This is a genomic window from Thalassotalea sp. G20_0, assembly GCF_017744175.1.
Taxonomy (GTDB): Bacteria; Pseudomonadota; Gammaproteobacteria; order Pseudomonadales; family Endozoicomonadaceae; genus Endozoicomonas.
The window spans coordinates 1-26,424 of sequence record NZ_JAGHQV010000035.1; the positions used below are offsets into that span (position 1 = coordinate 1).

Genomic DNA, 26,424 nt, shown 5'->3' on the forward strand with positions numbered 1-26,424 from the left:
ACCATGGAACTGCCCACCAGTGCGGCACCGCAGGCGACGGTATCAAACCCCGCCATGAACGTTTCCGACCTGTCGGGGACCACCATGGAACTGCCCACCAGTGCGGCACCGCAGGCGACGGTATCAAACCCCGCCATGAACGTTTCCGACCTGTCGGGGACCACCATGGAACTGCCCACCAGTGCGGCACCGCAGGCGACGGTATCAAGCCCCGCCATGAACTTTTCCGGCCTGTCGGGAACCACCATGGCACTGCCCACCAGTGCGGCACCGCAGGCGATGGTATCAAACCCCGTCATGAACTTTTCCGGCCTGTCGGGGGCCACCATGGCACTGCCCATCAGTGCGGCACCGCTGGCGGCTACCCTGAATTCCGGCGCAATAGCCGGCATCGCCCTGGGGGCTGCAGCCTTTGTGGTGGCAGGTGTGGCAGGGGGGTACATCTATCGTCATTATCACCGCAGGTCAGCCCCCGTCGATGCGGATGACCTGCTGGAATTGGTGACAATCAATAATACTGCGGTACAGGAGGCGGTTGATAAACCGATGATAAAAGCCTTCAGGGGAGAGGCAAGAGGGGAGCCTGCCGGTGAACAACGATCCAGAAGACCTCCTCCAGAGCCGCTCGGACTGAAGAAACCACTACTACCGGAAAAACCACCCATACGGACAAGGGACCCGTTCTATGGGGAGCTCCGGGAACAGGTGATTCCCTGGCATGAACACAAAAATGAAGATGTTGGCGAATATGAAGATGTTGACACTTGCAATCCCCGCAGAATGAGTACTGCTATATAGCCTGATGAGTAATGCAGTCAGGACAAGTGCGTTAACACAAGTGTTTGTAGCAACAAATCACTTTCTATTCCAGCAGCCCGTTTTTTCCGGGCTTTTTTGTCAGCGGGTGGACTCGTTCCCACGGTGACCCGTGGGAATGCATACCGTATCTCTCCACAAATCAGAACCCCCATTAAACTTTCATAATTCCGGGGAGAAACAGTTTGTTCCACATCCTGCAGGCTCCGGTATGCATTCCCGGAGCATGGGAACGAGGGGGGGTATGGATATTAGCGGGCTGATTGTGTCATGGATATCAGAGAACAATTACTGTAAATCCAATACTCGTTGGTGTACACCAGGAAGCCCGCCAACTGATTCATTACCCAGTTCAGGATTATCTCCCGGGTTTTTCCTGTTTTATAAGATTCTTGCGCATTACCCGTTGCGCATAATTCAAACGGTTCCTTTCACCGCCTGAGTCTTGTCTATCCTTGCCTCATTTTGCGAGGTGATCACTATGATATCCCAACCTGCTGTTCACTCCACAGGCGCACCCATGGCTTCTGGCTCCGTACCCGATCAGCCAACGGAAAATGACGGGCTATTTGCCGGGTTTTTAAAGGTCGTCGTCTGGGGCGGTCCGATCCTGTTTTTGCGGTCGCTTCATCCCGGTTATATTCCTCCCGGGACGCAGCCGTCGGCACAATCGGATGAAGGTCCGGCCTTCACTTTTGGCAGCCCTGATGGGCAGGACAGCAGCTTTTTCCAGGGGGTTGAGCTGGCGGCCCGGCTGGTGTCGCCTCATACAGTGCTGCCAGCGGAGATCCGCACGATGCTGGAGGGCATTGTCACCTTTTCCGCAGCGACCCGCTTCAGAGATCTTTTGGACGTTTTTGGGGCGACTAAAGGTTCTCCTCCAACGGAAAGTCAGGCAGACATTTCGGTGGACAGCTCCCCAACAAACGACAAAGGCAGGAAAAAAAAGAAACTGCAGCAAACACGACAACGAACCAGCCCTTCAGCCAACGCCTCTATTGGCACTGGCCAGCTACCGAAAACCGCTGTGGCACTGGGTGCCCTGTCCAGCCTGACCGCTGCGGCTGCTGCATCCCCATCCGGCAGTAAAGCCAAAGGGTGTACTTAGGTACCAAATGCCGCAACCTTGGGCAAAATTGGCCGTGACCAGAAGGACTATCCTCTGAATGGTAGTTACTGTCAGACTGCGGATATTAATGTTAACAGCTCGTTCCGCTCCATCGGCAATAATACACGTCCATTTACCGGTGATTACAATGGTAATGATCATGAAATTTCTGGTCTGGAAAGCTGCCTTGTGAAAAATCTGACGGGTAAAGTTCGTCGCCTGCAGTTTAAAAATGCAAATATAACGACAAAAGGTATGAAAGATTCGACCGGGGTAGCCGCTTGTAAAATGTCAGGCAAAGCCAAGATCAGAGACATTGAGGTTAAAAGTTCTGTCCTTACTACCAGCGGTGATCAGGCAAGCGCAGGTATTGCCGTGGGCGAAGTATATGGAGGAAAGGTTATAGGCACAACCGCAGAAAACTGCAGCGTGACAACTTCCGGTTCATCTGCGTATGCCGGTATTGGCGCGGGATATGTGTATAAAAAAGATGGAGAGGTTAGAAACACGATTGCAAAAAACTGCAAGGTGACTACTAGCTCCAGTGATGCCGGTATCGGGGCGGGGCGTGTTAAAAAGGGAGACGTTTTCGAAACCACGGCAACGGACTGCACGGTGGAAACGTCCGGAGGTAATGCCGGTATCGGGGCGGGGCGTGTTGATGTTAAGGAAAAAGTCGATCGGACCAATGCAGTCAAATGCAATGTGACAAACTCCGGTTCTTTCGGTAATGCCGGTATCGGGGTGGGGTTTGGTAAAGCTACCGACACCGAAGCACTTAACTGCACGATAAAAACCTTCGGTGATGAGAGTAATGCCGGTATCGGGGTGGGGTTTGGTGAAGCTACCGACACCAAAGCAATGAACTGCACGATAAAAACCTTCGGTGATAAGAGTAATGCCGGTATCGGGGCGGGACAATATAAAGCTACCAATACTCTGGCAATAAAATGCAAGGTGGAAAACAACGGTACCAATGGGAATATCGGCATTGGGGTGGGTAAAGGATACGCTAAAGGATACGCTAAAGACACCAAAGCAATTAACTGTGAGGTGAAAAACTCCGGTCCCGGCCATTTAACAGCCAGTATTGGAGCGGGGATGGGGGTTGCTTACAACACCATAGCGATAAACTGCACAGTGGATACCTCCGGTGGTTCCGGTTTTAGCGGTATCGGGGCGGGGGGGGGGTGATTCTTATAAAACCTATTTAACCGCCGTTGCTAACACCACCAAGTCATTCAACAGCAAGGTTAAATCCAGTCCTTCTGGTCTTGCCGGTTTCGGGGTCGGAAATGGCAATGTTTACAACACTATGGCGGTAAAAAGCACCGTTGAAGGACGGGCTATTCGACATGATTATTTCGGAGCAGGGCTTAACCCCACTTTCTGTAATGTCAGGGTTAAAGGCGTACAGCAAGACAACAGAACAGCCAGGGGGGCCAGGGCTTGCAGTTGGCAGCTGAATAAATTCTGTAAAGATATTGATGACCCCCACCTTCCCAGCCTGGTGAAGCAGAATTGCCAGCCCACAGACTGTTATTCTTCGGCATTATCAAGTGACACTGTCTCCGGTGCCTTTATTGAGTATTGTCATACTGAAGAACCGAAACCCAGCCCAAGCACAACTCCTACACACACTCCAACTTCCCGCCCAATGTCACCAACAGTAGTACCAGCCACGCCAGCACCGGTAGCGACGGCATCGAACACCACCATGAACTGTTCCGATCTGCCGGCGACCACCACGGCACTGACGCCAGCACCGGTAGCGACGGCATCGAACACCACCATAAACGTTTCCGGCCTGCCGGGGACCACCATGGCTCTGCCCACCAGTGCGGCACCGCTGGCGGCAACCCTGAGTACCGGCGCAATAGCCGGTATCGCCCTGGGGGCTTCGGCCTTAGTGGCGGCAGGGGTGTGCATCTATCGTCATTGTCAGCGCAGTTCATCTCCCGCCGCTGCTGATGATGGCCTGCTGGAGTTGGTGACAGTCGATACTGCGGGGCAGGCAAAGGAGTTGGGGGCTCAACCGACGATAAAAACCGTCAGGAAAGAGGCAAGGGAGGAGCCTGTCGGAGAACAACGCTCCAGCATACAATCGCCAAAGCCGCCCAGACTGAAACAACGGGCACTACCGGCAATACCCATATTGGCAGGGGAGCCGTTCCCTGAGAAACTCGGGGAGCAGGTGATTCCCCAGCATGAAAGCTTATATGGAAACGTGTATGAGGATATTGATACTTGCAATCCCCGCAGAATGAGAACGGCTGTAGAGCCTGATTATTAATGCAGCCAGGAGGCTGACCGAGAATAGACTGCCCTATACTGCAACTGCTCCTGCGTTACTCTAGCTCCTGCATCCATGCAGTCGTGCGGCGTTACAACTCCGGTCACATAGCTAAGGCTATGCTCCCTTTGTTGTGCCTTGCATAGTAACTGCCCACTTAGCCAGAAATATACGATTCCATTTGGCCAACTACTTAGCCTGATTATTAATGCAGCCAGGACAAATGCGATAACTCAAGCTGTTGTAGCAACAAATCACTTTCTACCCCGGCAACCCGATTTTTCCGGGCTTTTTTGTCTCAGCGGGTTATATTTGCATAACTGATTGTATGACCAATTGAAAATGACTGAGGCAGGCCTGCTTTGTCCGGATGATTTTCAAACGGAAAGTAGGCTTTTGGATAGTTATGGTTGAGTTATCAGGTAAAACCGTGTTAAGCGTTTAAGGGTTTCAGCCGTTACTGATTACCATGTAAATATGCAGGTTCGCATAGCTGGTTTGCAGACAAGAGAGATGGGTAAGTCAGGCAGCCTGATTTTGTTACAGGTGTTTGAATGCTGATTTGCCCGACGGAAATGTGGCCAGAATATTCAAGTCGGATAGTGGCTTTAAAGTGCTGGAAATAAGGCTCTGTACCGGATCATACAGGAAAATAACCCACTCCTTTACGGGAACGAGGTTGATGGTTTTCCTTGACCGATTATTGACTTCGCCTTATATATTGAAGCAATTTCTATCCCGGCTTTTCTTGTTCTGGAGAGTAGGCTCTATTTCAGCAGGTCTGATTATTGAGTATGATGGGCGATTTATCTGCTCACAGATCTGACCAGCCAGAACATTGGAACAGATGACAGGACGTGTAAGGCAGCATGGGTAAATCGCTAGTTATTGTGGAGTCGCCTGCCAAGGCGAAAACGATCAACAAATATTTGGGCAAAGACTTTGTTGTCAAATCCAGTGTGGGTCACATTCGGGATTTGCCAACAGCGGGTGGGCCGAAGAAAACCGTGGATGCCAAGGCCAGGGCCAGGGCAGCTGCCGAGACTAAAAAGCTCTCTCCTGAGGAGCGTGAGCGCCGCAAGAAAATCAAGGCCCGTGAGCAGTTGATCGACCGTATGGGGATCAACCCCGATAATGGCTGGGAAGCGCATTACCAGATTTTGCCGGGCAAGGAAAAAGTCGTTGACGAACTTGCCCGTCTGGCAGAAAACGCTGACACCATTTATCTGGCAACGGATTTGGACCGTGAGGGAGAAGCCATTGCCTGGCATTTGCAGCAGGCCATCGGCGGCAGCCCGGATCGATATCGCCGTGTTGTCTTTAACGAAATTACCAAAAAAGCCATCCAGTCTGCGTTCGAATCCCCCGGGCAGTTAAATCAGGATCGGGTTGACGCTCAACAGGCCCGCCGGTTTCTGGATCGGGTGGTTGGTTATATGGTTTCCCCGCTGCTTTGGGCAAAAATTGCCCGTGGGCTCTCTGCAGGGCGGGTGCAATCCGTTGCTGTCAAGCTGGTGGTTGAGCGTGAGCGGGAAATTCGCAGTTTTATTCCTGAAGAATACTGGGAAGTCTATGCTGATCTCCTGGCTGCCGGGAGTGATGCCGTCCGTTTTCAGGTGGTTAAAGAGAACGGGGTAAATTTCAGGCCGACAGGCAAGGCGGAAGCAGATAAAGCCCTGGCTCAGTTACAGCAGGGTCAATACGCCCTGACCAGTCGTGAAGATAAGCCAACCCAGAGCAAGCCTTCGGCACCTTTTATCACATCAACACTGCAGCAGTCGGCCAGCACGCGCCTGGGTTTCAGTGTCAAGAAAACCATGATGTTGGCGCAGCGCCTGTATGAGGCGGGTTACATCACCTACATGCGAACCGACTCCACCAATCTGAGCCAGGATGCGGTTGCCAGTGCCCGGTCATTTATTGCCAAACAGTATGGTGATCAATACTGTCCGGAGCAGCCAAATCTGTACAGCAGCAAGCAAGGCGCCCAGGAAGCTCACGAAGCGATTCGGCCATCCAGTGTTACGTTAAAGCCTGATGATCTGTCTGGCATGGAACGTGATGCGGAGCGTCTGTACGATTTGATCTGGCGTCAGTTCGTTGCCTGTCAGATGACGCCTGCCGAGTATCTCAGTACGTCTCTGGTCGTTGACGTTAACGGCTATCAACTCAAAGCCAGGGGACGGACATTGAAGTTTGATGGCTATACCCGGGTGCAAAAGCCTCTGGCCAGAAAAGGTGAAGATGTGATTCTGCCTGATCTGCAAAAAGGGGTAGAGCTGACACTGGAAAAACTGGACCCTAAACAGCTGTTCACCCGCCCACCGGCCCGTTTCAGCGAAGCGGCACTGGTCAAGGAATTGGAGAAACAGGGTATTGGTCGGCCGTCAACCTATGCGTCGATTATTTCCACCATTCAGGACCGTGGTTATGTTTCAGTGAAGAATCGCCGCTTTTATGCGGAAAAAATGGGCGATATTGTGACTGATCGTCTGAATGAGTCGTTTAATGAGCTCATGGACTTTCACTTCACGGCACGAATGGAAGAGAAGCTCGATGATATTGCTGAAGGTGAAAAAAACTGGAAGCAGGTTCTTGATGATTTTTATGCCGACTTTACCCTTCAGTTAACCCAGGCTGAACAGAGTGACGGAGGGATGCGCGCAAATGAACCCTCCCTGACCGATATTGAGTGTCCTACCTGCCATCGACCCATGATGATTCGCACTGCATCGACCGGGGTGTTTCTCGGTTGTTCCGGTTATTCACTGCCACCGAAGGAGCGCTGTAAAACGACGATTAACCTGGTTCCCGGTGAGGAGGTGGAAGATGTCGATGATGAATACGCCGAGGTTAACGCCCTGCGTGCCATGCGTCGTTGTCCCAAGTGCTCTACCGCGATGGAAAGCTATCTGATTGATGAGCAGAGGAAGTTACACGTCTGTGGCAATAACCCTGATTGTTCCGGCTTTGAGGTGGAGAAGGGGAGTTACAAATTAAAAGGTTATGATGGCCCCGTACTTGACTGCGATAAGTGTGGCAGTGAAATGCAGTTGAAAACCGGGCGCTTCGGCAAGTATTTTGGTTGTACTAACAGTGAATGCAAGAACACCAGAAAGTTGCTGAAAAGTGGTGAGCCTGCTCCACCCAAAATGGAGCCAGTGCCCATGCCTGAGTTAAAGTGCGTCAAAGTTGATGATCATTATGTGCTCAGGGATGGCGCGTCCGGATTGTTCCTTGCGGCCAGTCAATTTCCCAAGAACAGAGAGACCCGTGCTCCGCTGGTGGCGGAGCTATTGCCCCATCAGGCAATGATTGACCCCAAGTACGGTTATCTGATGGATGCTCCCCGTCAGGACCCTGATGGCAACCCGGCAATTATTCGATACAGCCGCAAGACCAAGCAGCAGTATGTTATGTCCGAGCTCGATGGTAAGGCAACGGGTTGGAGTGCAGTATTTGATGATGGTCGCTGGCATGAAAAGCAGTCTAAAAAGCGCCAGTCCGGTTAGATTTATTTCAGCCTCCCGGGTTCATGAGACAGGGCTATTATGCCCTGTTGTATTATGGCAGTTAGTAACTTTTAGGAACTGTCCCGAGATAACTTCCACATTTCGGATATTATCCAGCAAAGAAAAAACTTGCCACAGAGACACGGAGGCACGGAGAAAAGAAAAAAATCTTTTCCTCTGTGACTCTGTGCCTCCGTGGCAAAATGAGGAAGTTTTTAAGCGACAACTCCTTAGCTCGACAAAACACGAGTTGTTCCCGAAAGATTGATGGAGTTGGTTATGACAAACAATTGGCAGGGATATACCAATAAAATGCTCTTTCACGCCCGTTTATTGCTGGATGCCTGGGAAGATGCAGATGATCTTGCCAAGCCGGCATTTCGTGAGGCCTGTCTGAATGCAATGGTTCAGGCTTACCGCTCGTTACTGGCTGAAATTATGACGAATTACCGTTTGCCGGTAAATCAACTACCCTCTCTTGATGAGGCAATGAACAGTGTTCATCATAAGGGAGAGGTGTCTACTGAGTTGCAGTACATTGAACGTCTTGAGCAACATGATTCATGGTTGTCGGCGTTATTAAAAAGTCATCAGGACTGTGCCATGCCTATACAGCGCAAAAGTGTTGAACTGAATGAAATTCCTCTGTTTAATGCCAATAGTGTGCGGTTTGATCAGTCAGAAGGCTTTCTTGCTGTGCTTGAGTCGCTGAAGGAGCTGGTCACTTACAGCCGGAACTTCAGCCTGGAATGGTAGGTTTCTGATGTTTTCAGGTTTGTTCATTGCCAGCCGTATTCAGCTATTGTTGATGGCTGATATCTTGAAAGCCTCTGCTGGCTAATGCACAATGCTTAACCGCTAACCCTAAAATCCCGGTGTCACTATTTATGTCAGCGTCGTTTCTTGAAATTGTTGAACTGCCTTCCGGCGAAATCGTTTTGCGTCGCAGTGATGAGGAGAACGCTGAGCCTCTGGTTACCATGTCATTCTCCCGGGAGTTGCTTGACTTTCTCCAGGGAGATCAGGTGGAGGTAGCCAAGGCTATGCTGGATGCCTGCATAGCGGAAGTGGGGCGTAAAACAGAAGCTGACGCTGGAGAATACATCCCTGAAAACCGGGTTCTTCATTAACTGTCATACAAACCCTCCAGTTATCCTCTGTTCCTGATTGCCAGTCCCTGACATCGACCTGAGCGAGCGGCGGTCTCGAGTTCAGAGAGTGTGATGCTATCGATCTGCTCGATCCAGCTGACCACGGTGTGGCTGGTGCCTGAGGCCAGTGCCTTGCGAGTGAGTTTCAGTGGGTCTGCCTCAGCAGATGGGTTGAGAACCTGAAGGCGCTGTCTGCTGATTCCCGATGACTTCAGCCAGTTTATGGTGTTTTTTGCCTGTTCACTGGACAGTATCAGGGTAAGCCAGCGTTGATCCTGGTCGTTAGCCAACTCATACAGAACAGTCTTCAGAAAGCGTCCTGATTGCCAGGGCGGGCCTGAGAGAATCAGTTCATCAATAAAGCTGACAGGTTCACTGTCAATGCAGGGAGCGTTGCCGTTCTGACTGGATGATGGTGTTAATGCTTGCATGTCAGGTCCTCTACATCAGAGATTGTCTCAGGGTCGGGGAGGCTGTCCGAGAATAGCCTCCTAGTTCCTGATAACCCCCACACTCAGTCCTTCGATAGCAAAGGTATCAACGCTGAGGTCTACTTCGATTGTCTTGAATTCTTTGTTTTCCGGGTGCAGGTAAATTCTGTTTTTAACCTGTTCAAAACGTTTGACCGTTACTTCGTCGTCAATTCTGGCAACGACAATCTGGCCATTGGCTGCCGTTGATGTTTTATGGACCGCCAGAAGGTCCCCGTCAAGAATACCGATATCCTTCATGCTCATTCCTTTTACCCGAAGCATGAAGTCTGCTTTGGGGGAAAAGAAATCAGGGTTGATGGACAGGTGGTCCTCAATATGTTCCTGGGCAAGAATGGGGCTTCCTGCAGCAACCTGTCCTACAATAGGCAGGCCGGAAGATTCGGTGCCGGGGATTCGGATACCCCTTGAGGTGCCGGGGGTGATCTCGATAGCTCCCTTGCGGGCAAGGGCTCTGAGGTGTTCTTCTGCTGCATTGGGTGATCGGAAACCGAAGGTCTGTGCGATTTCTGCACGGGTGGGGGGGAAACCGGTCTCTTCTACATGAGATTTGATCAGTTCAAGGATCTCAGTCTGGCGCTTGGTCAATTTATACATGATTAAATCTGTGTTTTTATACAGTACATGTAATTATATACAGTATTTTGCTGTCTGCAACCACCCCTGCCTTATTAATCTAACTTGATGTTTCAGTTGGCAAACGTTAGTTTTAAACAAATGTTTACATTGGAGGTTTTACAGGCATGTCACAGTCAGCGACAGTAGACAGGATTCTGGACGCTGCAGAGAAGTTATTTGCTGAGCATGGGTTCGCAGAGACCTCGCTGCGTTCAATTACCAGTCAGGCGGGTGTTAACCTGGCCGCTGTTAATTATCATTTCGGCTCCAAAAAATCCCTGATCCAGGCGGTCTTTTCCCGTTTTCTTGACCCTTTTGTCAGCAATCTTTCCGGGGCTCTTGTGCGATATCAGGATAATAATGACGTTATTGATCTGGAAGAAATACTTCATTTACTGGTGGATCAGATCATGGCGGTTAAACCCCGCAGCCCTGAAGATCTCTCTGTTTGTATGAGGATGATTGGCCTGGCCTACACACAGGGCCAGGGGCATCTGAAGAAATATTTGCGCGACGTTTATGGGGAAGTATTCCAGGCTTATCTGGAGCTGCTGGTAAAAGCGTGTCCTGAGTTGCCACTGAATGACCTGTTCTGGCGAGTCTATTTTATTCTGGGTTCCGCTGTGTTTACCCTTTCAGGAGCGGATGCGCTGAGGGCTATTGCGGAAAGCGATTATGGGGTCAGGACTGAACTGGAAGATATCATGAGAAAGATGGTGCCTTTCATGGCGGCAGGTCTCAGATCGCACACCTGACGGATCATTTAACCATACAGAGTTTGATTTACCGATGCATCTTACTGTTCATATTGCCAGTCAGGAAATGGTGCTGCACGAGGAGGACGGCAAGCGCCGTGTTTATTCTGTGTCTACTGCCAGCAAGGGAACCGGGCAGCAGGAAGGGAGCTGGCAAACACCTCTTGGGCAGCATGTTATCCGGGCGAAAATTGGTGCCGGTCTGCCGGCTAATTCAGTATTTGTCGGACGTCGCTTTACCGGTGAGATTTATTCCCCCGGGCTTTGCCAGCAGTACCCTGAAAGAAAGGACTGGATTTTAACCAGAATTTTATGGCTCAGTGGCCTGGAGCCCGGATATAACCGGCTGGGTAATGTTGATACCATGCGTCGCTATATCTATATCCACGGTTCGCCGGATACGGCAGTGATGGGAGAACCCGGCTCGCGGGGATGTATCCGAATGCACGGGGAAGATATTATCGATCTGTTTGACCGTGTAGATACCGGTACCAGGATCGATATACTGCTTAGCTGATACCGTTTTTTTTTAGAGGATATAGTTGTGCCAACAGGCCTGAACCGTGGTGTTCTTTTGATTGATCTTGAGGGAACGCAGCTGACCGCCGAAGAACACCAGCTGCTTTCCCTGCCCGGTGTTGCGGGTATTGTCCTTTTTTCCAGGAACTATCAGAGTCGGGAACAGTTAATTTCCCTGGTTCGTTCTGTCCGGAATGTTCGCCGGGATCTGTTAATTTGTGTGGATCAGGAAGGTGGGCGTGTGCAACGCTTCAAGGACGGGTTTACCCGTCTGCCCCCGGCACAGGCTTATGGGGAATTTGACCCGGATCAACAGTATCAGATGGCTTATGAGTCAGGCTGGCTGATGGCCTCTGAGTTGCTGACCTGTGGGATAGATCTTTGCCTGGGGCCGGTGTTGGATATTGATCATGGTAAAACGCCGATCGTGGGGGACCGGGCTTTTGGGTGTTCGATTGAGCAGGTGAATCACCTGGCCTCATTGTGGATTGATGGGGTTCATGAAGCGGGAATGTCCGTGGTTATCAAGCACTTTCCCGGCCATGGGAATGTAGATTCTGATTCCCATGTGAGCCTTCCCCTGGATGATCGTACTTTTGATGAGATCTGTCAGTCGGACCTGGAGCCTTTCCGGGTAATGATTCAAAAGGGGGTTGAGGCATTAATGCCGGCCCATATCCTGTTTCCCGCTATTGACCGGCATCCGGTGGGTTACTCTTCAGAGTGGCTGAAAGGGGTGTTACGCAACCAGCTGTTATTTGAGGGGCTGGTTATCAGCGATTGCCTGTCGATGGAGGGAGCGGCGAAAACCGGCAGTTATCCTGCCAGGGCCAGGGCAGCCCTGGATGCTGGTTGTGATCTCCTTATAATCTGTAACCGTCAGGGAGTTCGGGAGGTACTGGCTGAGATAGACGGCTCGGGTTTGCAGGGTGTCGGTCCGGATGGTTTGATGCCTGACTCATACACTGACCGGGAGTCTCTTGAACAGTCAGAGCGCTACAGGAAAGCGCGTAAAATGCTGACAGAGGCTTTTGGAACAGGCTGATTTTAATGGTGCCATGGCCATCACTGTCCGGTAATTCAGGGTAACTTTCCTTCTAAGCTGTCGTACTGGTTTATAGTTATAAATCCGGTGCGACTATTACGCTTTCTCTTCAGTCCGTATTAATACCAATGCCACCTTCTAAATATCCGACTGGGCAAGTCATTTTGAACAGCTGGGTAAGGCGGAATTGGTATAACCTGGTTTGGTTAAGCATTGTGGTATAACCATGGACTTTTTATCCTCTACTTCAGCCAATATTCCTGATTGGCTGCCCCTGGCAGTGATAGCTACCTGTCTGACAGCTTTTACCCGATATCTTGTCGGCAAACTCTTCGGCAAGCTCACGACGAAAGTAAAAGCTACCCAGAATTTCTGGGATAACGCTCTGCTTGCGGCGAGCCAGAAGCCGGTTTATCTGTTTATCTGGGTTGCCGGGTTAAGCTGGACAGCAGAAGAAATATGGGAAGGAACCGGAAACACTCTGTTTCAGCGCCTTCTCAGTTTTCGGGATCTACTGGTTATTGTGCTTTTCTGTTGGGTTTTTGTCTCCTTTATCACCGCATTGGAACATCGCTACCTACAGGTTGAGCGCAAGAAGAAACTGGATCAGACCTCAGTTATTGCCCTGGGCCGCCTGATAAGAATTGCCATCATCATTACCGGGATTCTGGTTGCCATGCAGGCCTTGGGGTACAGCCTTTCCGGTATCCTTGCCTTTGGTGGGTTGGGTGGACTGGCTGTGGGTTTTGCCGCCAAAGACATGCTGGCTAATTTCTTTGGGGGCTGGATGATCTATGTGGATAAACCTTTTCGTGTAGGAGACTGGATTAGCTCTCCGGATAAAAAAATAGAAGGCACTGTAGAGTATATTGGCTGGAGACAGACTCGTATTATGACCTTTGCAAAACACCCTCTCTATGTTCCGAACTCTACATTTATGAATATTTCGGTCGAAAATCCCTCCCGGATGCAAAATCGACGTATCAAACAGGTCTTTGGATTAAGGTATCGTGACAGCGATAAAGTCAATGTGATTCTTGAGGATGTTCGCAGTTACCTGAGGCATCATGACGCTATTGATCAGGATAAGATTATCATTGTGAATTTTATTCGCTTCGGTGCATCAAGCCTTGATTGTCAGGTTTACTGTTTTACCAAAACCACTGACTGGGCGGCCTATCTGCAGATTCAGGAGAACGTGCTGCTTGAGATCATCAGCATTATACACAGTCATGAGGCGGATATTGCCTTCCCGACCCGGACGCTGGAATTATCTGATCAGGGGGTAAGTGATATTCAGCAGCGTGCCGGTTCACCGTCCCTTGAGGCTGTGAAAATTTAGTGGTTTCAAATGGTTGGTCAGAGGTGTTGCTGCGGTTTGTGAAGATTGTGGGAATGCTTGAAAGAGAGTAGTAAACAAACTGGCTACAATTTATAAAAATAACCAACTGAAATCCCTGAATGATCCCGATTATGAACCCCGAATTTATATCGTTCTATTCTCATTTGATTATTGCCTTTTTGCTGTCTGGTACCTCATTTTATGGCATAAAGTGGTTGGCCCATTGCGAGCAAAAGGGGCCGGAACGGGTATTCTGGGGCCTGGCTATCAACATATTGCACAGACCCTTGCTGACGCTGCCCTGGGTGTTGTTCATTCTCTATTCGGCGCATTACTGGCCGGGGCTTGAGCGGTCGGGTGTCAATGAAACCCTGCCACTGATTCAAAAACTCATTCTGATCATCTATCCGGCCTGGTTTATCTGGGAAATCAGCCTGAATATGCCAGAGGTACTGGATTCCATGGGAGAGCGGTGGCGCGAGCGCTTATCGCCCTCAGTGATTGCCCGTTCAGTGCAGCTGATTATCGTTATCTCCACACTGTTGAGCCTTGCCCAGGCCTTCGGGTATAGCCTGTCAACCCTTCTGGCCTTTGGTGGTATTGGCGGTATTATTCTGGGTCTTGCTGCCAAGGACTGGCTGGCCAATTTTTTTGGTGGATTAATGCTGATGTTGGATCGTCCTTTTACCGAGGGTGACTGGATTCGCTCTCCGGACCGATCCATTGAAGGGCATATCGAAAAGGTTGGCTGGCGTCTGACCAAAATAAGAACCTTTGATAGACGGCCTATTTATGTTCCAAACTCACTCTTTACCGGCATAGTGGTGGAGAATGCCACTCGAATGAAAAACCGCCGGATGATTGAAAATTTTGCTCTTCGTTATGAGGATATTGAAAAAATACCCCGTATTCTCAGTCGCATAGATGATCTTGTTCAACAGGTTCCCGAGGTTGACAGTCGTGAACCTCATTATGCCGTTTTCATCCGTTATGATGATTCTGCCCTTTTATGTCAGGTTCGGGTGCATATCACAAGAACGGATCGTGTTGGTTTTTTAAAGGCTCAGGAATCTATTTTGCTTCTGATTGCAGCCGTTGTTAACGAGGAAGGGGCGTTGTTCGCTTATCCGACCCGAAGGATTCTTTCCGATGGGTCGATAACACAGTAGTTATATTCAATACGATGAAAATTGATAACAAGGCTAATGGATATACTGATTGTTGAAGATGCCCGTGACCAGAGAATGATTCTGTCTGTGGTTCTGAAAAAGCAGGGGCATCGTGTTTTTGAGGCATCAGATGGCTATGAAGCACTGAATGTTCTGGAAAGCCATCCGGATATCCGGATTGTCATCAGCGACTGGATGATGCCCAATATGGATGGTATAGAGCTTTGTGAAGCGATCCGTAACAGTGATTTTGGGTACTATATCTATTTCATGCTGCTAACGGGTAACTCGGATCGTGAGGCCGTGGTGGAAGGGATTAACCGTGGTGCTGATGATTTTATCAATAAGCCAGTGGATTTTGATGAGCTTGGTGCGCGCCTTAATGCCGGCATTCGAATTATCGAATTAAAAGCGGCGCTTGAACATAAAATACATACCATAGAAAAAGACCTGGAGTCGGCGGCAGAAACACAGGCCCGTCTGCTATCTGAGCCAGCGAAAATTCAGAGTGTGGATTTTAACTGGTATTTCAAACCAAGCCGCATTCTTGGCGGCGATATGTTTGGTTATCAGGCACTTGATGGAGAGACACTGGGCTTCTATCAACTGGATGTGGCCGGACATGGTATTCCTTCAGCACTGTTTTCTTTTTCATTGAACAATACCCTTCGTGAGGACGGGAGTGGATCGCTGGTTAAGGAGTCATTCAGCGAGCCACCTTTCTATCGGATAAAAGAACCCAATGAAGTGCTGGTGAGTCTGAATGAGCAGTTTCAGGCAAAACCTGAGTCGATGCTCTACTTCACCATTGCCTATGGGATAATCAACAGTCGCACCGGTTCTGTTACGTTGTCGCAGGCTGGCCATCCATCATCACTGTGGCTGAAAAGCGGTTCAAAATCTGTCGAAAAAATTACCTGTGGTGGCGTACCGATAGGTATGATGCCAGGCATGACCTATAAAAATGTCACGATTCAGCTTCAACCTGGTGACCGACTTTTTCTCTACTCCGATGGGGTGACGGAGTGTGAAAACAATACTGGTGAGATGTTTGGTGAAGACCGGCTGGTGGCTTCTCTGGAAGATGTTTTTGATCACACCATTGAAGCCATGATCAGCCGGGTTGAGCAGGACATTACTAACTGGACCGGAGCTGATGTTTTTGAGGATGATGTAACTTATCTGGTATTGGAGTGGCAGCCGTAACCAGGCTTATGCTGCCTTATTAATTATGCAACGTTTATGACGCAAGGAGAGCGACATGCCATTTGACTCTAAAAATGATGCCGGGCATACCATCGTATCGATCGACGAAACCCGGCTTGATGCATCTCTATCAGAGCCCCTGAGGATTTATCTGTTTGACCAGATCGACAATGGCTCCGATAACCTGGTGATTGATTTATCCCAGGTGCGTTTTATGGACAGCAGTGGTTTGGGGGCATTGGTGGCAGGTCTGAAGAAAATGGGGGGAGCCGGTTCCATGAAGCTGGCCAGTGCCCAGCCTGCCGTTATGGATCTTTTCAGTCTTACCTCTATGGACAAGCTGTTTACCATTCTCCCTACAGTGACCGAGGCCATTAAGGAGAAGTAATCATGACCGACGAAAAGGGGCAGGCTGTCAGGCTTGAGATTGACAGTGAACTGGCGAATACCACCCTGATTGCCATGGCTGTCCGGGGCCTTTGTGCCATGACAACACTGTCCCCGGTTGAGGTGAATCGTGTGGAGCTGTGTGTGGTTGAGATTGTGAATAATGCCATCGAGCACGCCTATGGTAATGAAAAGGGGCATAAGGTTGAGGTTGGGGTCAGTCTTTTGCAGGCTTGCTTAATGCTGACCATCAGCGATTGGGGTAAGCCAATGGAGCAGGGTAAACTGGGGAGCAGGGATATGTCAGTGGATCCTGACAATCCTGCGGCGTGGCTATGCAGCGGTAGAGGGTTGCCAATCGTCCAGAGTTTGATGGATAGCGTTGAGTATCAGACTGTTGGGAATAAAAACAGTTTTATTATGAGTAAGCAGATCAGGAGTTAGTCTGCTTACCCATTCTTAGCAATATCAGTTGCTTTTTTCTGAAATGATCATCCCTGTTTCCACCAGCGCCTCAGGACGGTCATAAGGCGTAAGTTTGAATAGGACGCCAATCTCCGGACTGTCTATGTATTGAAGCTCCTTTACATTCCGGACTCTTCTTCGCTGCTTTATTTGAAAGTTATCGGTTATGCGCAAAGGCGGAGAGCCATCATCCAGCCTCACCAGATTGTCAGATCCTATATCAGAAGCAGCAAGAACGTCGGAGGTCTTTTGTTCGTAATTGTTCCCGGACAGTGTGGAGTACAGTGATTCCGGACTTAATTTATTCAGCCACAGATCAATATCAACATGCAGAAAGCGCTCTTCACTGACGCTGACTGTACCATTCAGCAACAGGTTGTTCTGCCCACTGATAGCAGCCCGGATTTCAATCGGTCGCTTACCTGATTCAGCGTTGACAGGCATTCGCCAGGCTTTATGGGTAATCACCTGATAGTTGCGATTTCTCTCAAGTGCAGTAACCTGGCTGTTCAGAATCCTTTCATTGGCTGGCAGATCAATGTAGGCATCACGCATAACATCAGGATGGCTTTGCTTTACAGGCTCAATGATGTCAAACAGCGGACTGCTATCATCAGGGTCGGCAGAGTGAGTTTTCAGTTTGATTACATTGACAGGCGCTCGGTAACCGGCAACGGGAGGCCAGGCTTCGCCACTGTCATTGTTAAGGTAACGAAAAACCACAAGATCTACCTGATACCATGGGGTATCAGGTCCTCCATCACTCGCCTTCTGTGCAGCAGAAAGCGGTACATTAACAAGTAGTGCTATCGACAATGCGATAAGCTGAAGTTTTTTCATACAGAATTTCCTTGGATCACCCAATCCGGAATCAGGGGGGCTTTTGTGCAGCAGCTCCTGACTGTCTGAAAACCAGTCAGGTGTGGCTATTGGTAGAGATAAGCTGTTAACCAGCAAGCCTGCCCAGCAACGTTTCTGTTGCCTTAAATCTCTGTTCCGGAGTTTCCATTGCGTCAATGTACTTTAAGATGCTGCTGCCTTCCAGCCTGAACTGCTGAGGGCTTGACTGGATAAGGTTAATAATCAGCATAGGGTCGACACTGGGCTGTTCTTCAAACTCGACCCTTGCTTCTTTGCTGCTGGCATCCAGCTTCTTGATGCCCAGTTTCTGGGCACAGAGTTTTAACTTCATCTGACGGAACAGATTTTTGGCCGGGTCGGGCAAGAGGCCAAACCGGTCGATCAGCTCAACCTGAAGGTTCTTTAACTTTTCCTCATTATCAGCGGCGGCAATTCTCTTATAGAGAATCAAGCGGCTATGGACATCGTGAATATAATCTTCAGGCAACAGGGCCGGAAGCCTTAAGTTCACTTCTGTGCCATGGTTCAAAGGCTGATCTGGATTGGGCGTTTCGCCGTTGCGGATGGCATTAACGGCACGTTCAAGCATCTCGGTGTAGAGTGTAAAGCCAACACTCTGTATCTGGCCACTCTGACCTTCACCCAGCAGTTCACCCGCACCTCTGATCTCCAAGTCGTTCGAGGCCAGCATAAACCCGGCACCAAGGGTTTGTGCTTCCGATATGGCTTCAAGACGTTTCGCGGCATCAGCAGTCATCGATTTCGGGGCCGGTGTTAACAGATAAGCGTAGGCCTGGTGGTGTGAACGACCAACCCTGCCTCTAAGCTGATGCAGTTGTGCCAGACCAAACTTGTCCGCCCTGTTGATGATGATGGTATTGGCATTAGGGATATCGATACCGGTTTCAATAATGGTGGTGCATACCAGAACGTTGTAGCGCTTGTGGTAAAAGTCGGACATCACCTGTTCAAGCTGACGTTCGCGCATCTGGCCATGACCGGTGATGACCCGTGCTTCAGGAATCAGTTCCTGAAGGTCGCTGGCTACTTTTTCGATGGATTCCACCTGATTGTGAAGATAGTACACCTGCCCGCCACGCAGCAGCTCCCTGAGGATCGCTTCTTTCACCAGCGGTTGATCATATTGCCGGACAAAGGTTTTAACCGATAGTCGCCGTGCCGGTGGTGTCGCGATAATGGACAGGTCGCGAATACCCGACATGGCCATATTGAGTGTTCTTGGAATGGGCGTTGCGGTCAGGGTCAGGATATCAACCTCGGACCTCAATGACTTGAGCTTTTCCTTATGGCGGACCCCAAAGCGGTGTTCTTCATCAATAATAAGCAGGCCCAGATCTTTAAAGGTCAGGTCGCCCTGAAGAATCTTGTGGGTACCAATAATGATATCCAGTTTGCCCTCAGTAAGCCGTTCTTTTACCTGATCCACGGCTTTTTGCGACTTGAATCGTGAAATAACATCAATTTCTACGGGCCAGTCCGCAAATCGATCACGAAAACTTTCGTAGTGTTGTTGCGCCAGCAGCGTCGTGGGGACCAGAATGGCCACCTGTTTACCGCTATGGGCCGCAAGGAAAGCGGCCCGCATGGCAACTTCTGTTTTACCAAAGCCCACATCACCACAGACCAGACGATCCATGGGTTTTGGTGCGCACATATCGCCAATAACGGCGGCAATGGTCTGTTGTTGATCCGGCGTTTCTTCAAACGGAAAGGCTGCAGCGAAAGCCAGATAGTTCTGTTCCGGCTCAGTGAAAGGAAACCCTTTTCGTGCTTCTCTGCGGGCATAGATATCCAGCAGTTCAACGGCCACGTCCCTGGCTTTTTCGGCTGCCTTACGCCGCACCTTGCTCCATTGCTCGCTGCCCAGCCGGTGCAGCGGGGCAAGTTCATCATCGGCACCGGTGTATCGGGAAATCAGGTGGAGAGAAGCGACAGGTACATAAAGTTTGGCTTCGCTGGCATATTCCAGGGTCAGAAATTCAGTGGTCTGGCCATCCACTGCCAGTGTTTCCAGCCCTCGGTATCTGCCAACTCCGTGGTCAATATGAACCACAGGGGCACCGATTCTTAACTCGGTCAGGTTGCGAATAACCTGGTCAGCACTCTGTTGGTCTTCCGTCTTCCGCCGTCTGGTCTGTTGTACTCTCTGGCCAAGCAAAAGCGCTTCCGGGATAACAGCAATTTGCTCTTCCGGTAGATACAGTCCGTTGTCCAGTAGCCCGGTACTGACAGCCAAAGCGGGCTTTTCTTTAAGAAATGCGGACCAGCCATCACACAGGTCAGGGGTTATATTATTCTGGCTCAGCAGCTCCAGCAGTACTTCCCGCCGCCCGGCACTTTCGGCGACCAGCAGAACATGATTTATGCCATTTATAAAGGTTTTGAGGTGTGCCAGTGGCTGCTCAAGCCGGGCATTAATGGTCAGTTCCGGCAATTCCTCACGGCTTAAATTAAATCGACCGGCTTTGGGTGCAACAGACTGTTCAAACAGTGTGACTCTGGGGAAGTCGTTCAGTCTGCTGTAAAACTCCTCCGAGGGCATCAGAACCCGGGATGGCGGAAGTATTGGCCTTTGCGGATCAACACGGCGGTTGTCATAACGTGCATGAACATCCGAATAAAAATGATCCAGCGATGAACCCACGGTGTCGTAGATCAGTATTCGGGTGTTTTGTGGCATGTAGTCGAAAAGCGTTGACGTCTCCTCAAAGAAGAGAGGCAGGTAGTATTCAATGCCCGGGCTGGCAATACCTTTGTTGATATCCTGGTAAATTGGGCATTCACGATGGTTAACGTCAAAGGTTTCCTGAAAATTACTGCGAAATAACGCTATCCCTTGCTTATCCAGGGGGAACTCATGCCCTGGTAGCAGTTGTATCTCCTCAACCGTTTCAATGGAGCGTTGCGTTTCAGGATCAAACGTTCTCAGCGACTCTATCTCATCATCAAACAGATCAACCCGATAGGGTGTGTCAGCCCCCATGGGGAAAATATCAACAATAGAGCCACGGATAGCGAACTCGCCATGCTCCATCACTGAGTCAACACAGCGATATCCGGCCTGTTCAAACTGGCCTCGGCGTTCATCAATGATAAACCGGGTGCCCGGTTGCAAGGACAGGCAGCTGCCCAGCAGATAGTTCTTCGGACACAGGCGGTGTAACAGCGTAGTCACGGGCACAATCAGAATTTTTTTTCGGCCACGGTTGTCGGTCAGGGGAAGGTGATAGAGCGTTGACAGTCGCTGGGAAATAATATCCTGATGGGGTGAGAAGGTATCGTAGGGCAGTATTTCCCAGTCCGGCATTTGCTGAACATTGATGTTAGCTTCTTCAGCAAGGAAGAAGGCCAGCTCTTCTTCCAGCCGATTTGCTGATGAACTGTCCGGCGTAATAATCATCAGCGGCTGGTTGTCTGATACCGCAGCACAGGAAATGGTCAGGGCAGGCCCGGCTTTCGCGAGATTTCCCCACTGAAGCTTGTCGCCGGGGTGGGTTGGCAGAGGAATAGTGTGTTGAAACATGAAAATCCTGAAGGCTCTCCTGATTACCCCAAATACAGATATAAGTGGTGGATTGTAGCGTTTGTGATCCTGTTCTCCCAGTACTGTCAGCGGGAAATGGCGGAATTAAGGAGGAAAATCAAAGGCAGAAAGATCATCAATGTTAATGTTTGATAATCTTTGTTGCCTCAAACACCATCAACAAGGATAATACCCACGGAACATAAGTCCCAAATAAGGGATTGTATTTAAAACAGAAATAATAAACGGGAATTTATCGTGGTAGCAGACCGTTTTCAGGACTGGAAAGAGCGTGAAGCACTGGCTGAGTCAATGATCCCACTGATCGGCAAGCTGTATAGGAATCACCATGTTGTCACGTCTGTATTTGGGCATCCCGTCATTAACCGCTCTGTAATTAGCCTGTTAAAAGCGCACAAGTTTGTCCGTCAGATTGAGGACAATGGTCTTTCTGTCCGTGAGACTTACCCTGTGCTGGAAATTCTGGCAGGCCTTGATCTGGGGCCATCCCGTATTGATATTGGCAAGCTGGCCGTTGGCTATCGGGCGGAAGCTGAAGACCGGTCTTTGAAAGAGTATGTGACCGGAAAAGTAGCGTCAGTGACTAATGGCCATAAACAGACTTTGGGCCCTGGTCAGGATGTCGTATTGTATGGCTTTGGACGGATTGGCCGTTTGATGGCCAGAATCCTGATTGAGCGTGCGGGCAGTGGCTCTGGTCTTAACCTGAGGGCCCTGGTTGTCAGACCCGGCGGTGCAGGTAATGATCTTCAGAAACGGGCAAGCCTTTTGCGTCGCGACTCGGTCCATGGCTCTTTCAAGGGCACTATTTCTGTTGATGAAGAGAATAAGGTTATCTACGCCAATGGTGTGGCTATTCAGGTTATTTATTCCAATAGTCCGGATTCCATCGATTACACCCGGTATGGCATTAACAATGCCGTGGTTGTCGACAACACCGGCAAATGGCGTGATAAAGAGGGGCTGGGCCTGCATTTGCAATCAAAGGGAGTATCCAGGGTCCTGCTGACAGCACCGGGTAAAGGGGATATCAAGAATATTGTTTATGGGGTAAACCATAACGATATTGAGCCGGACGATCAGATTCTTTCCGCAGCCTCCTGTACCACTAACGCGATCACGCCGGTGCTGAAGGCCATTAATGATGAGTTTGGTGTTGAACACGGTCATGTTGAAACGGTTCACTCCTACACCAATGATCAGAATCTGATTGATAATTACCACAAAGGTGAGCGTCGGGGACGCAGTGCTGCCCTTAATATGGTCATTACCGAAACCGGGGCGGCGAAAGCCGTTGCCAAGGCGTTGCCTGAACTTGAGGGCAAATTGACGGGTAATGCTATTCGGGTGCCGACCCCTAATGTTTCACTGGCCATCCTTAACCTTTCCCTGGCCGAGGCAACCACCGTTGAAGAGCTTAATCGCTTTATCCGGGAGACCTCACTGTATTCCAGCCTTCAGAAACAGGTGGATTACGTCACCTCTGTTGAAGCGGTTTCCAGTGATTTTGTGGGTAGCCGTCGAGCTGGCGTTGTGGATGGGCAAGCCACTATTGTTGACGGCAAACGCTGTGTGCTTTATGTCTGGTATGACAATGAGTTCGGTTACAGCTGCCAGGTCAACCGGATTCTCCAGTTTATGTCTGGTGCGATGTACCCGTCGGTTCCATAAAACACTCGTTTGTCAGTAGTAATGAACACTTCACAGAGTGACTGATTAGTGGTTCGGCTAATCAGTCACTCTGTAGATCCTGCCGTTTTCATATCTTATCCCGATTTACCCTTACAACCCGCGTACACTGATATCGGTCAATAATGAGTGAGATTGGTCGCCCTCTAAATTGTAACCATTCTCATTTGCGTATATATTCAGATCAATTGACATTTTGTCAGGCAGCAACCATTCCACACTAAAACCCCTAAACAGGTTCTGGCCCTGGCAGATGATTTAGGTGCAAATCTCTTGGTCGTTTTTGCGAGTTATTACCTGCAGTGCAGAAAAAACGCTTACAAAACCGACTGAATGATGCCTGTGGAGAAGATGTACATGAAGGTGACATTGGGTGAACTGAAAACCGGTGAATGTGGCCGGGTAAGCGCTTTTGCGGATGCTGGCAGTGCCTACCGGCGGAAATTGCTGGCAATGGGTCTGACACCCGGAACCCGGTTTACGGTTTGTCGTGTTGCGCCATTGGGGGACCCAATCCAGTTGGAAGTCAGGGGCTTCCAATTATCGATTCGAAAGGATGAAGCCGCTGTTGTCGAGGTTTCCAGAACATGAAAAAACACGTTGTTGCAATTGTCGGAAATCCTAACTGTGGTAAGACAACACTGTTTAATGCGTTGACCGGTGCCCGGCAGCGGGTTGGTAACTGGCCTGGCGTTACTGTGGAAAAACGCAGTGGTTTTTATACCTTTGCAGATAACGCCATAGAAGTCGTTGATCTGCCCGGAACCTACTGTCTTGATGTCGTCGACAGCGACGTTTCTCTTGATGAAAAGGTGGCGCGGGATTATATCCTCAAGCGTGAAGCTGATTTAATCATCAATATTCTTGATGCTTCAAATATCGAAAGAAATCTGTACCTGACCACTCAATTGCTGGATATGGGTGCTCCGGTCATCGTTGTGCTCAATATGATGGACGTTGCCAGGGAAAAGGGCATGGACATTGATATTGACAAGCTGGCTGAGGAACTCGGCTGTCCGGTGCTGCCACTGGTTGCCAGCAAGGCAGGCAATATCAAAGTCTTTTTACAAAATATCAATGATTTTCTGAATAATGGTATTTCTGTAGCCCCACCATTGAACCTTGGTGAACAGCTGGAACAGGCCATTGCCGTTATTGAATCGACCCTTGAAGCGTCTGTGAATCTTGATAGTCCGCTGTCCCGACGCTGGTATGCCCTGAAGTTACTGGAAGGTGACACTGTGCCTCTGCCGGAACTGACCTGGCAGGTGGTCAATGAGGCTACCCGGCAGCGTCATATCATTGAGGCTGCCCTTGAGGAAGATCTGGACATTATTCTGGCCAGTCGACGTTACGATGTGGTTGGTCAGCTTATGGAGTCAGTGATTCGTGAGCGGGGCGTTGTCAGTCACCGGCTGAGTGAATCCATTGATCGTGTGGTACTGAACCGGGTGCTGGGGTTCCCTATCTTCCTGGGCGTCATGTACCTGATGTTCATGTTCACCATTAACTTCGGCAGTGCCTTTATCGACTTTTTCGATATCTTTACCGGGACTCTGCTGGTGGACGGGCTGGGCCATTGGCTGAACTCGGTGGGTGCTCCCGCCTGGGCAGTGACGTTACTGGCGGATGGTGTGGGTGGTGGTATCCAGACAGTGTCGACATTTATCCCGGTGATTGCTTTCCTGTTTCTGTTTCTTTCCATCCTGGAAGATTCGGGATACATGGCCAGGGCTGCTTTTGTCATTGACCGGCTCATGCGCTTTCTGGGGCTTCCGGGCAAAGCCTTTGTTCCCATGCTGGTGGGCTTTGGCTGCAACGTACCTGCGATTATGGCAGCACGGACACTGGACAATGAAAAGGACCGGCTGTTGACCATCTCCATGGCTCCCTTTATGTCCTGCGGTGCCCGATTGCCGGTGTACGCACTGTTTGCCGCTGCCTTTTTCCCGGAGTCCGGCCAGAATGTGGTGTTTATTTTGTATCTGGTGGGTATCCTGGCGGCCATATTTACCGGGTTGATTCTCAAGCAGAGCATCCTTAGCGGCGACAGTTCGCCATTTATTATGGAGTTGCCCAATTACCATTTGCCATCGGTGACTCAGGTCATGTTACGCACCTGGGATCGTCTCAAGGCTTTTATCCTGCGTGCAGGCAAAGCGATTGTGATGGTGGTGGTCGTGCTGAACACCCTGAATGCTATTGGTACCGATGGCTCTTTCGGTCATCAGAACACTCAGAACTCCATGCTCAGCAAGATTGGCCAAACCATTACCCCGGTATTTGCCCCCATGGGCATGACGGAAGAAAACTGGCCAGCGGCTGTAGGACTGTTTACAGGTATTCTGGCGAAAGAAGCCGTTGTGGGTACCCTTGACTCAATGTACGGTGCCATTGCCGCGTCTGAAAACGCTGACACCGAGGGTGAAACGACGTTTGACCTGCTGGCAGGCTTGCAGGAAGCCATTGCCACTATTCCGGCCAATCTGAGTGGTTTAAGTGGCACACTGGCAGACCCTCTGGGCGTCGAAGTTGGCGATCTGACCGATCTGGATGCGGTTGCCGAAGAGCAGGCAGTCAGGGTCAGCACGTTCTCTGTTATGGCAGGCCTGTTCCCCAGTCATGCTGCGGTCATTGCCTACTTATTGATGATCCTTCTTTATACTCCCTGCGTAGCAGCATTGGGTGCTATTTACCGGGAAACCACCCTGGGCTGGACGCTGTTCATTTCCGGATGGACTTTCTTCCTTGGCTATGCGGTTGCCACTATTTATTACCAGCTGTCACTGATATCTGTGCAGCCCGGTGAAACGCTACTTTGGGTGGTATCGATAATGCTGATGATGTTTATTGTGGTTACCTTGATGAAACGAATGGGAGCCTCAGTACTGCAAGGGCGGATGGATGTCAGTCCGCAATGATATCGTAGATGCAAAGCGTGACCAAAAGCACTGTCAGTGCTTTTGGTCATCAACCGGAACCTGAAGTGACAGGCGCTGACCATGCTGATCAAAATCCGCGATTATTTGAAACATCAGAAAGTTTGCTCTCTGGCTGACCTCAGTGTGAAATTCAACACCACACCTGAGGCCATGAGAGGGATGCTCTCACACTGGCTAAGGAAAGGTCAGTTGAGCTGTGAACAGCCGGGTTGCTTTGTGGCCTGCAAAAAGGGGTGTGTTTCCTGTGACCCTGCGGAGTTGGAGATCTATCGCTGGCAGGGGAAGTCTCAACATATTCCATTGAGTCTTATCGGCTGACTGACTTTCACAGCATATTTGCTGCATAAAAAATCTCCGTACCCCTGAGATCCTTTACCATTACATCATCATGATATAGTTGGCGTTTTTTACACAACGCTTGCCTGCTTCTTCGCCATTTTAATAATCAAACAGATTTTTAATTATTATCACCCGGTAACATGATGGAACT

The 26,424-nt window shown here is 49.9% G+C and carries 24 protein-coding genes; 19 read left to right on the plus strand and 5 right to left on the minus strand.

The genetic code is table 11. The annotated features are described in order from the left end of the window. A partial coding sequence (locus J7438_RS18320; protein ID WP_209277685.1) for a hypothetical protein occupies window positions 1–299 on the minus strand: 299 nt, incomplete at its 3' end. Between J7438_RS18320 and J7438_RS18325 the strand changes: the two genes are divergently transcribed. The 7 genes from J7438_RS18325 (at window position 298) to J7438_RS18355 (ending at window position 8,859) form a co-directional block, all read left to right on the plus strand. Continuing rightward, the gene (locus J7438_RS18325) at window positions 298–798 is read left to right on the plus strand and encodes a hypothetical protein (RefSeq protein WP_209277686.1); all 501 of its coding nucleotides are present in this window, start codon (window positions 298–300) and stop codon (window positions 796–798) included. The two genes, J7438_RS18320 and J7438_RS18325, sit on opposite strands and share 2 nt — an antisense overlap. Before the next feature lie 538 nt (window positions 799–1,336). After that, window positions 1,337–1,924, plus strand: a complete 588-nt coding sequence (locus J7438_RS18330; RefSeq protein WP_209277687.1) for a hypothetical protein — start codon at window positions 1,337–1,339, stop codon at window positions 1,922–1,924. An 18-nt stretch (window positions 1,925–1,942) separates the two neighbouring features. Then, window positions 1,943–3,118 (plus strand): hypothetical protein, encoded by a 1,176-nt coding sequence (locus J7438_RS18335; RefSeq protein ID WP_209277688.1) that lies wholly within the window; start codon window positions 1,943–1,945, stop codon window positions 3,116–3,118. Next, window positions 3,078–4,217 carry a RodZ family helix-turn-helix domain-containing protein gene (locus J7438_RS18340; protein WP_209277689.1) on the plus strand — a complete coding sequence of 380 codons (1,140 nt, stop codon included), beginning with the start codon at window positions 3,078–3,080 and terminating at the stop codon, window positions 4,215–4,217. The genes J7438_RS18335 and J7438_RS18340 overlap by 41 nt, the downstream gene beginning before the upstream one ends. 869 nt (window positions 4,218–5,086) lie before the next feature. Then, on the plus strand, window positions 5,087–7,729 hold the full coding sequence (gene topA / locus J7438_RS18345) for a type I DNA topoisomerase (protein WP_209277690.1): 2,643 nt from the start codon (window positions 5,087–5,089) through the stop codon (window positions 7,727–7,729). A gap of 279 nt (window positions 7,730–8,008) precedes the next feature. Continuing rightward, a complete protein-coding gene (locus J7438_RS18350; protein WP_209201433.1) occupies window positions 8,009–8,485 on the plus strand; it encodes a DUF6586 family protein in 477 nt (158 codons plus the stop codon). 131 nt (window positions 8,486–8,616) lie between these two features. After that, a complete protein-coding gene (locus tag J7438_RS18355) occupies window positions 8,617–8,859 on the plus strand; it encodes a hypothetical protein (protein WP_209277691.1) in 243 nt (80 codons plus the stop codon). A gap of 20 nt (window positions 8,860–8,879) precedes the next feature. On the opposite strand, the gene J7438_RS18360 is transcribed toward J7438_RS18355, so the two are convergent. After that, window positions 8,880–9,311, minus strand: a complete 432-nt coding sequence (locus J7438_RS18360) for a SulA-like leucine-rich domain-containing protein (protein WP_209277692.1) — start codon at window positions 9,309–9,311, stop codon at window positions 8,880–8,882. A 60-nt stretch (window positions 9,312–9,371) separates the two neighbouring features. Continuing rightward, entirely contained in the window at window positions 9,372–9,968 is a 597-nt protein-coding gene (lexA, locus tag J7438_RS18365) for a transcriptional repressor LexA (RefSeq protein WP_209277693.1), read from the minus strand. Between the two features lie 146 nt (window positions 9,969–10,114). Between lexA and J7438_RS18370 the strand changes: the two genes are divergently transcribed. The 8 genes from J7438_RS18370 (at window position 10,115) to J7438_RS18405 (ending at window position 16,856) form a co-directional block, all read left to right on the plus strand. Next, the gene (locus J7438_RS18370; RefSeq protein WP_209277694.1) at window positions 10,115–10,744 is read left to right on the plus strand and encodes a TetR/AcrR family transcriptional regulator; all 630 of its coding nucleotides are present in this window, start codon (window positions 10,115–10,117) and stop codon (window positions 10,742–10,744) included. A 34-nt stretch (window positions 10,745–10,778) separates the two neighbouring features. Beyond that, the gene (locus J7438_RS18375) at window positions 10,779–11,261 is read left to right on the plus strand and encodes a L,D-transpeptidase (RefSeq protein ID WP_209277695.1); all 483 of its coding nucleotides are present in this window, start codon (window positions 10,779–10,781) and stop codon (window positions 11,259–11,261) included. 27 nt (window positions 11,262–11,288) lie between these two features. Continuing rightward, on the plus strand, window positions 11,289–12,308 hold the full coding sequence (gene nagZ / locus J7438_RS18380) for a beta-N-acetylhexosaminidase (RefSeq protein ID WP_209277696.1): 1,020 nt from the start codon (window positions 11,289–11,291) through the stop codon (window positions 12,306–12,308). A 226-nt stretch (window positions 12,309–12,534) separates the two neighbouring features. Beyond that, window positions 12,535–13,650, plus strand: coding sequence for a mechanosensitive ion channel family protein (locus J7438_RS18385; protein ID WP_209277697.1), 1,116 nt, complete (start codon window positions 12,535–12,537; stop codon window positions 13,648–13,650). Between the two features lie 119 nt (window positions 13,651–13,769). Continuing rightward, window positions 13,770–14,819, plus strand: a complete 1,050-nt coding sequence (locus J7438_RS18390) for a mechanosensitive ion channel family protein (protein WP_209277698.1) — start codon at window positions 13,770–13,772, stop codon at window positions 14,817–14,819. Window positions 14,820–14,855: 36 nt separating this feature from the next. Continuing rightward, window positions 14,856–16,025, plus strand: a complete 1,170-nt coding sequence (locus J7438_RS18395; RefSeq protein ID WP_209201424.1) for a PP2C family protein-serine/threonine phosphatase — start codon at window positions 14,856–14,858, stop codon at window positions 16,023–16,025. 55 nt (window positions 16,026–16,080) lie between these two features. Then, window positions 16,081–16,413 carry an STAS domain-containing protein gene (locus J7438_RS18400; RefSeq protein ID WP_101747520.1) on the plus strand — a complete coding sequence of 111 codons (333 nt, stop codon included), beginning with the start codon at window positions 16,081–16,083 and terminating at the stop codon, window positions 16,411–16,413. A gap of 2 nt (window positions 16,414–16,415) precedes the next feature. Then, a complete protein-coding gene (locus tag J7438_RS18405) occupies window positions 16,416–16,856 on the plus strand; it encodes an ATP-binding protein (RefSeq protein WP_209277699.1) in 441 nt (146 codons plus the stop codon). Window positions 16,857–16,880: 24 nt separating this feature from the next. Here J7438_RS18405 and J7438_RS18410 read toward each other — a convergent pair whose 3' ends face one another. Both J7438_RS18410 and mfd read right to left on the minus strand, forming a co-directional pair. Continuing rightward, complete coding sequence (locus J7438_RS18410; protein WP_209277700.1) at window positions 16,881–17,717, minus strand: CsiV family protein; 837 nt, start codon at window positions 17,715–17,717, stop codon at window positions 16,881–16,883. A 106-nt stretch (window positions 17,718–17,823) separates the two neighbouring features. Then, entirely contained in the window at window positions 17,824–21,282 is a 3,459-nt protein-coding gene (gene mfd / locus J7438_RS18415; RefSeq protein WP_209277701.1) for a transcription-repair coupling factor, read from the minus strand. A 258-nt stretch (window positions 21,283–21,540) separates the two neighbouring features. On the opposite strand from mfd, the gene J7438_RS18420 reads away from it, so the two are divergent. The 4 genes from J7438_RS18420 (at window position 21,541) to J7438_RS18435 (ending at window position 26,252) form a co-directional block, all read left to right on the plus strand. Further along, window positions 21,541–22,974: a glyceraldehyde-3-phosphate dehydrogenase gene (locus J7438_RS18420; RefSeq protein ID WP_353620158.1), complete on the plus strand. Its 1,434-nt coding sequence runs from the start codon at window positions 21,541–21,543 to the stop codon at window positions 22,972–22,974. Between the two features lie 369 nt (window positions 22,975–23,343). Then, on the plus strand, window positions 23,344–23,583 hold the full coding sequence (locus J7438_RS18425; RefSeq protein WP_286196701.1) for a FeoA family protein: 240 nt from the start codon (window positions 23,344–23,346) through the stop codon (window positions 23,581–23,583). Then, window positions 23,580–25,913, plus strand: a complete 2,334-nt coding sequence (feoB, locus tag J7438_RS18430) for a Fe(2+) transporter permease subunit FeoB (protein ID WP_209277702.1) — start codon at window positions 23,580–23,582, stop codon at window positions 25,911–25,913. Before J7438_RS18425 ends, feoB begins: the two co-directional genes overlap by 4 nt. Window positions 25,914–25,994: 81 nt before the next feature. Further along, window positions 25,995–26,252 (plus strand): FeoC-like transcriptional regulator, encoded by a 258-nt coding sequence (locus J7438_RS18435; RefSeq protein WP_209277703.1) that lies wholly within the window; start codon window positions 25,995–25,997, stop codon window positions 26,250–26,252. Window positions 26,253–26,424 lie beyond the last annotated feature (172 nt).

Coding starts and splice junctions, on each gene's coding strand:
- J7438_RS18325 (WP_209277686.1), top strand. CDS start 298: ATGAACTTTTCCGGCCTGTCGGGGGCCACCATGGCACTGCCCATCAGT.
- J7438_RS18330 (WP_209277687.1), top strand. CDS start 1,337: ATGGCTTCTGGCTCCGTACCCGATCAGCCAACGGAAAATGACGGGCTA.
- topA (WP_209277690.1), top strand. CDS start 5,087: ATGGGTAAATCGCTAGTTATTGTGGAGTCGCCTGCCAAGGCGAAAACG.
- J7438_RS18350 (WP_209201433.1), top strand. CDS start 8,009: ATGACAAACAATTGGCAGGGATATACCAATAAAATGCTCTTTCACGCC.
- J7438_RS18355 (WP_209277691.1), top strand. CDS start 8,617: ATGTCAGCGTCGTTTCTTGAAATTGTTGAACTGCCTTCCGGCGAAATC.
- J7438_RS18360 (WP_209277692.1), bottom strand. CDS start 9,311: ATGCAAGCATTAACACCATCATCCAGTCAGAACGGCAACGCTCCCTGC.
- lexA (WP_209277693.1), bottom strand. CDS start 9,968: ATGTATAAATTGACCAAGCGCCAGACTGAGATCCTTGAACTGATCAAA.
- J7438_RS18370 (WP_209277694.1), top strand. CDS start 10,115: ATGTCACAGTCAGCGACAGTAGACAGGATTCTGGACGCTGCAGAGAAG.
- J7438_RS18375 (WP_209277695.1), top strand. CDS start 10,779: ATGCATCTTACTGTTCATATTGCCAGTCAGGAAATGGTGCTGCACGAG.
- J7438_RS18385 (WP_209277697.1), top strand. CDS start 12,535: ATGGACTTTTTATCCTCTACTTCAGCCAATATTCCTGATTGGCTGCCC.
- J7438_RS18390 (WP_209277698.1), top strand. CDS start 13,770: ATGATCCCGATTATGAACCCCGAATTTATATCGTTCTATTCTCATTTG.
- J7438_RS18395 (WP_209201424.1), top strand. CDS start 14,856: ATGGATATACTGATTGTTGAAGATGCCCGTGACCAGAGAATGATTCTG.
- J7438_RS18400 (WP_101747520.1), top strand. CDS start 16,081: ATGCCATTTGACTCTAAAAATGATGCCGGGCATACCATCGTATCGATC.
- J7438_RS18405 (WP_209277699.1), top strand. CDS start 16,416: ATGACCGACGAAAAGGGGCAGGCTGTCAGGCTTGAGATTGACAGTGAA.
- J7438_RS18410 (WP_209277700.1), bottom strand. CDS start 17,717: ATGAAAAAACTTCAGCTTATCGCATTGTCGATAGCACTACTTGTTAAT.
- mfd (WP_209277701.1), bottom strand. CDS start 21,282: ATGTTTCAACACACTATTCCTCTGCCAACCCACCCCGGCGACAAGCTT.
- J7438_RS18425 (WP_286196701.1), top strand. CDS start 23,344: ATGTACATGAAGGTGACATTGGGTGAACTGAAAACCGGTGAATGTGGC.
- feoB (WP_209277702.1), top strand. CDS start 23,580: ATGAAAAAACACGTTGTTGCAATTGTCGGAAATCCTAACTGTGGTAAG.
- J7438_RS18435 (WP_209277703.1), top strand. CDS start 25,995: ATGCTGATCAAAATCCGCGATTATTTGAAACATCAGAAAGTTTGCTCT.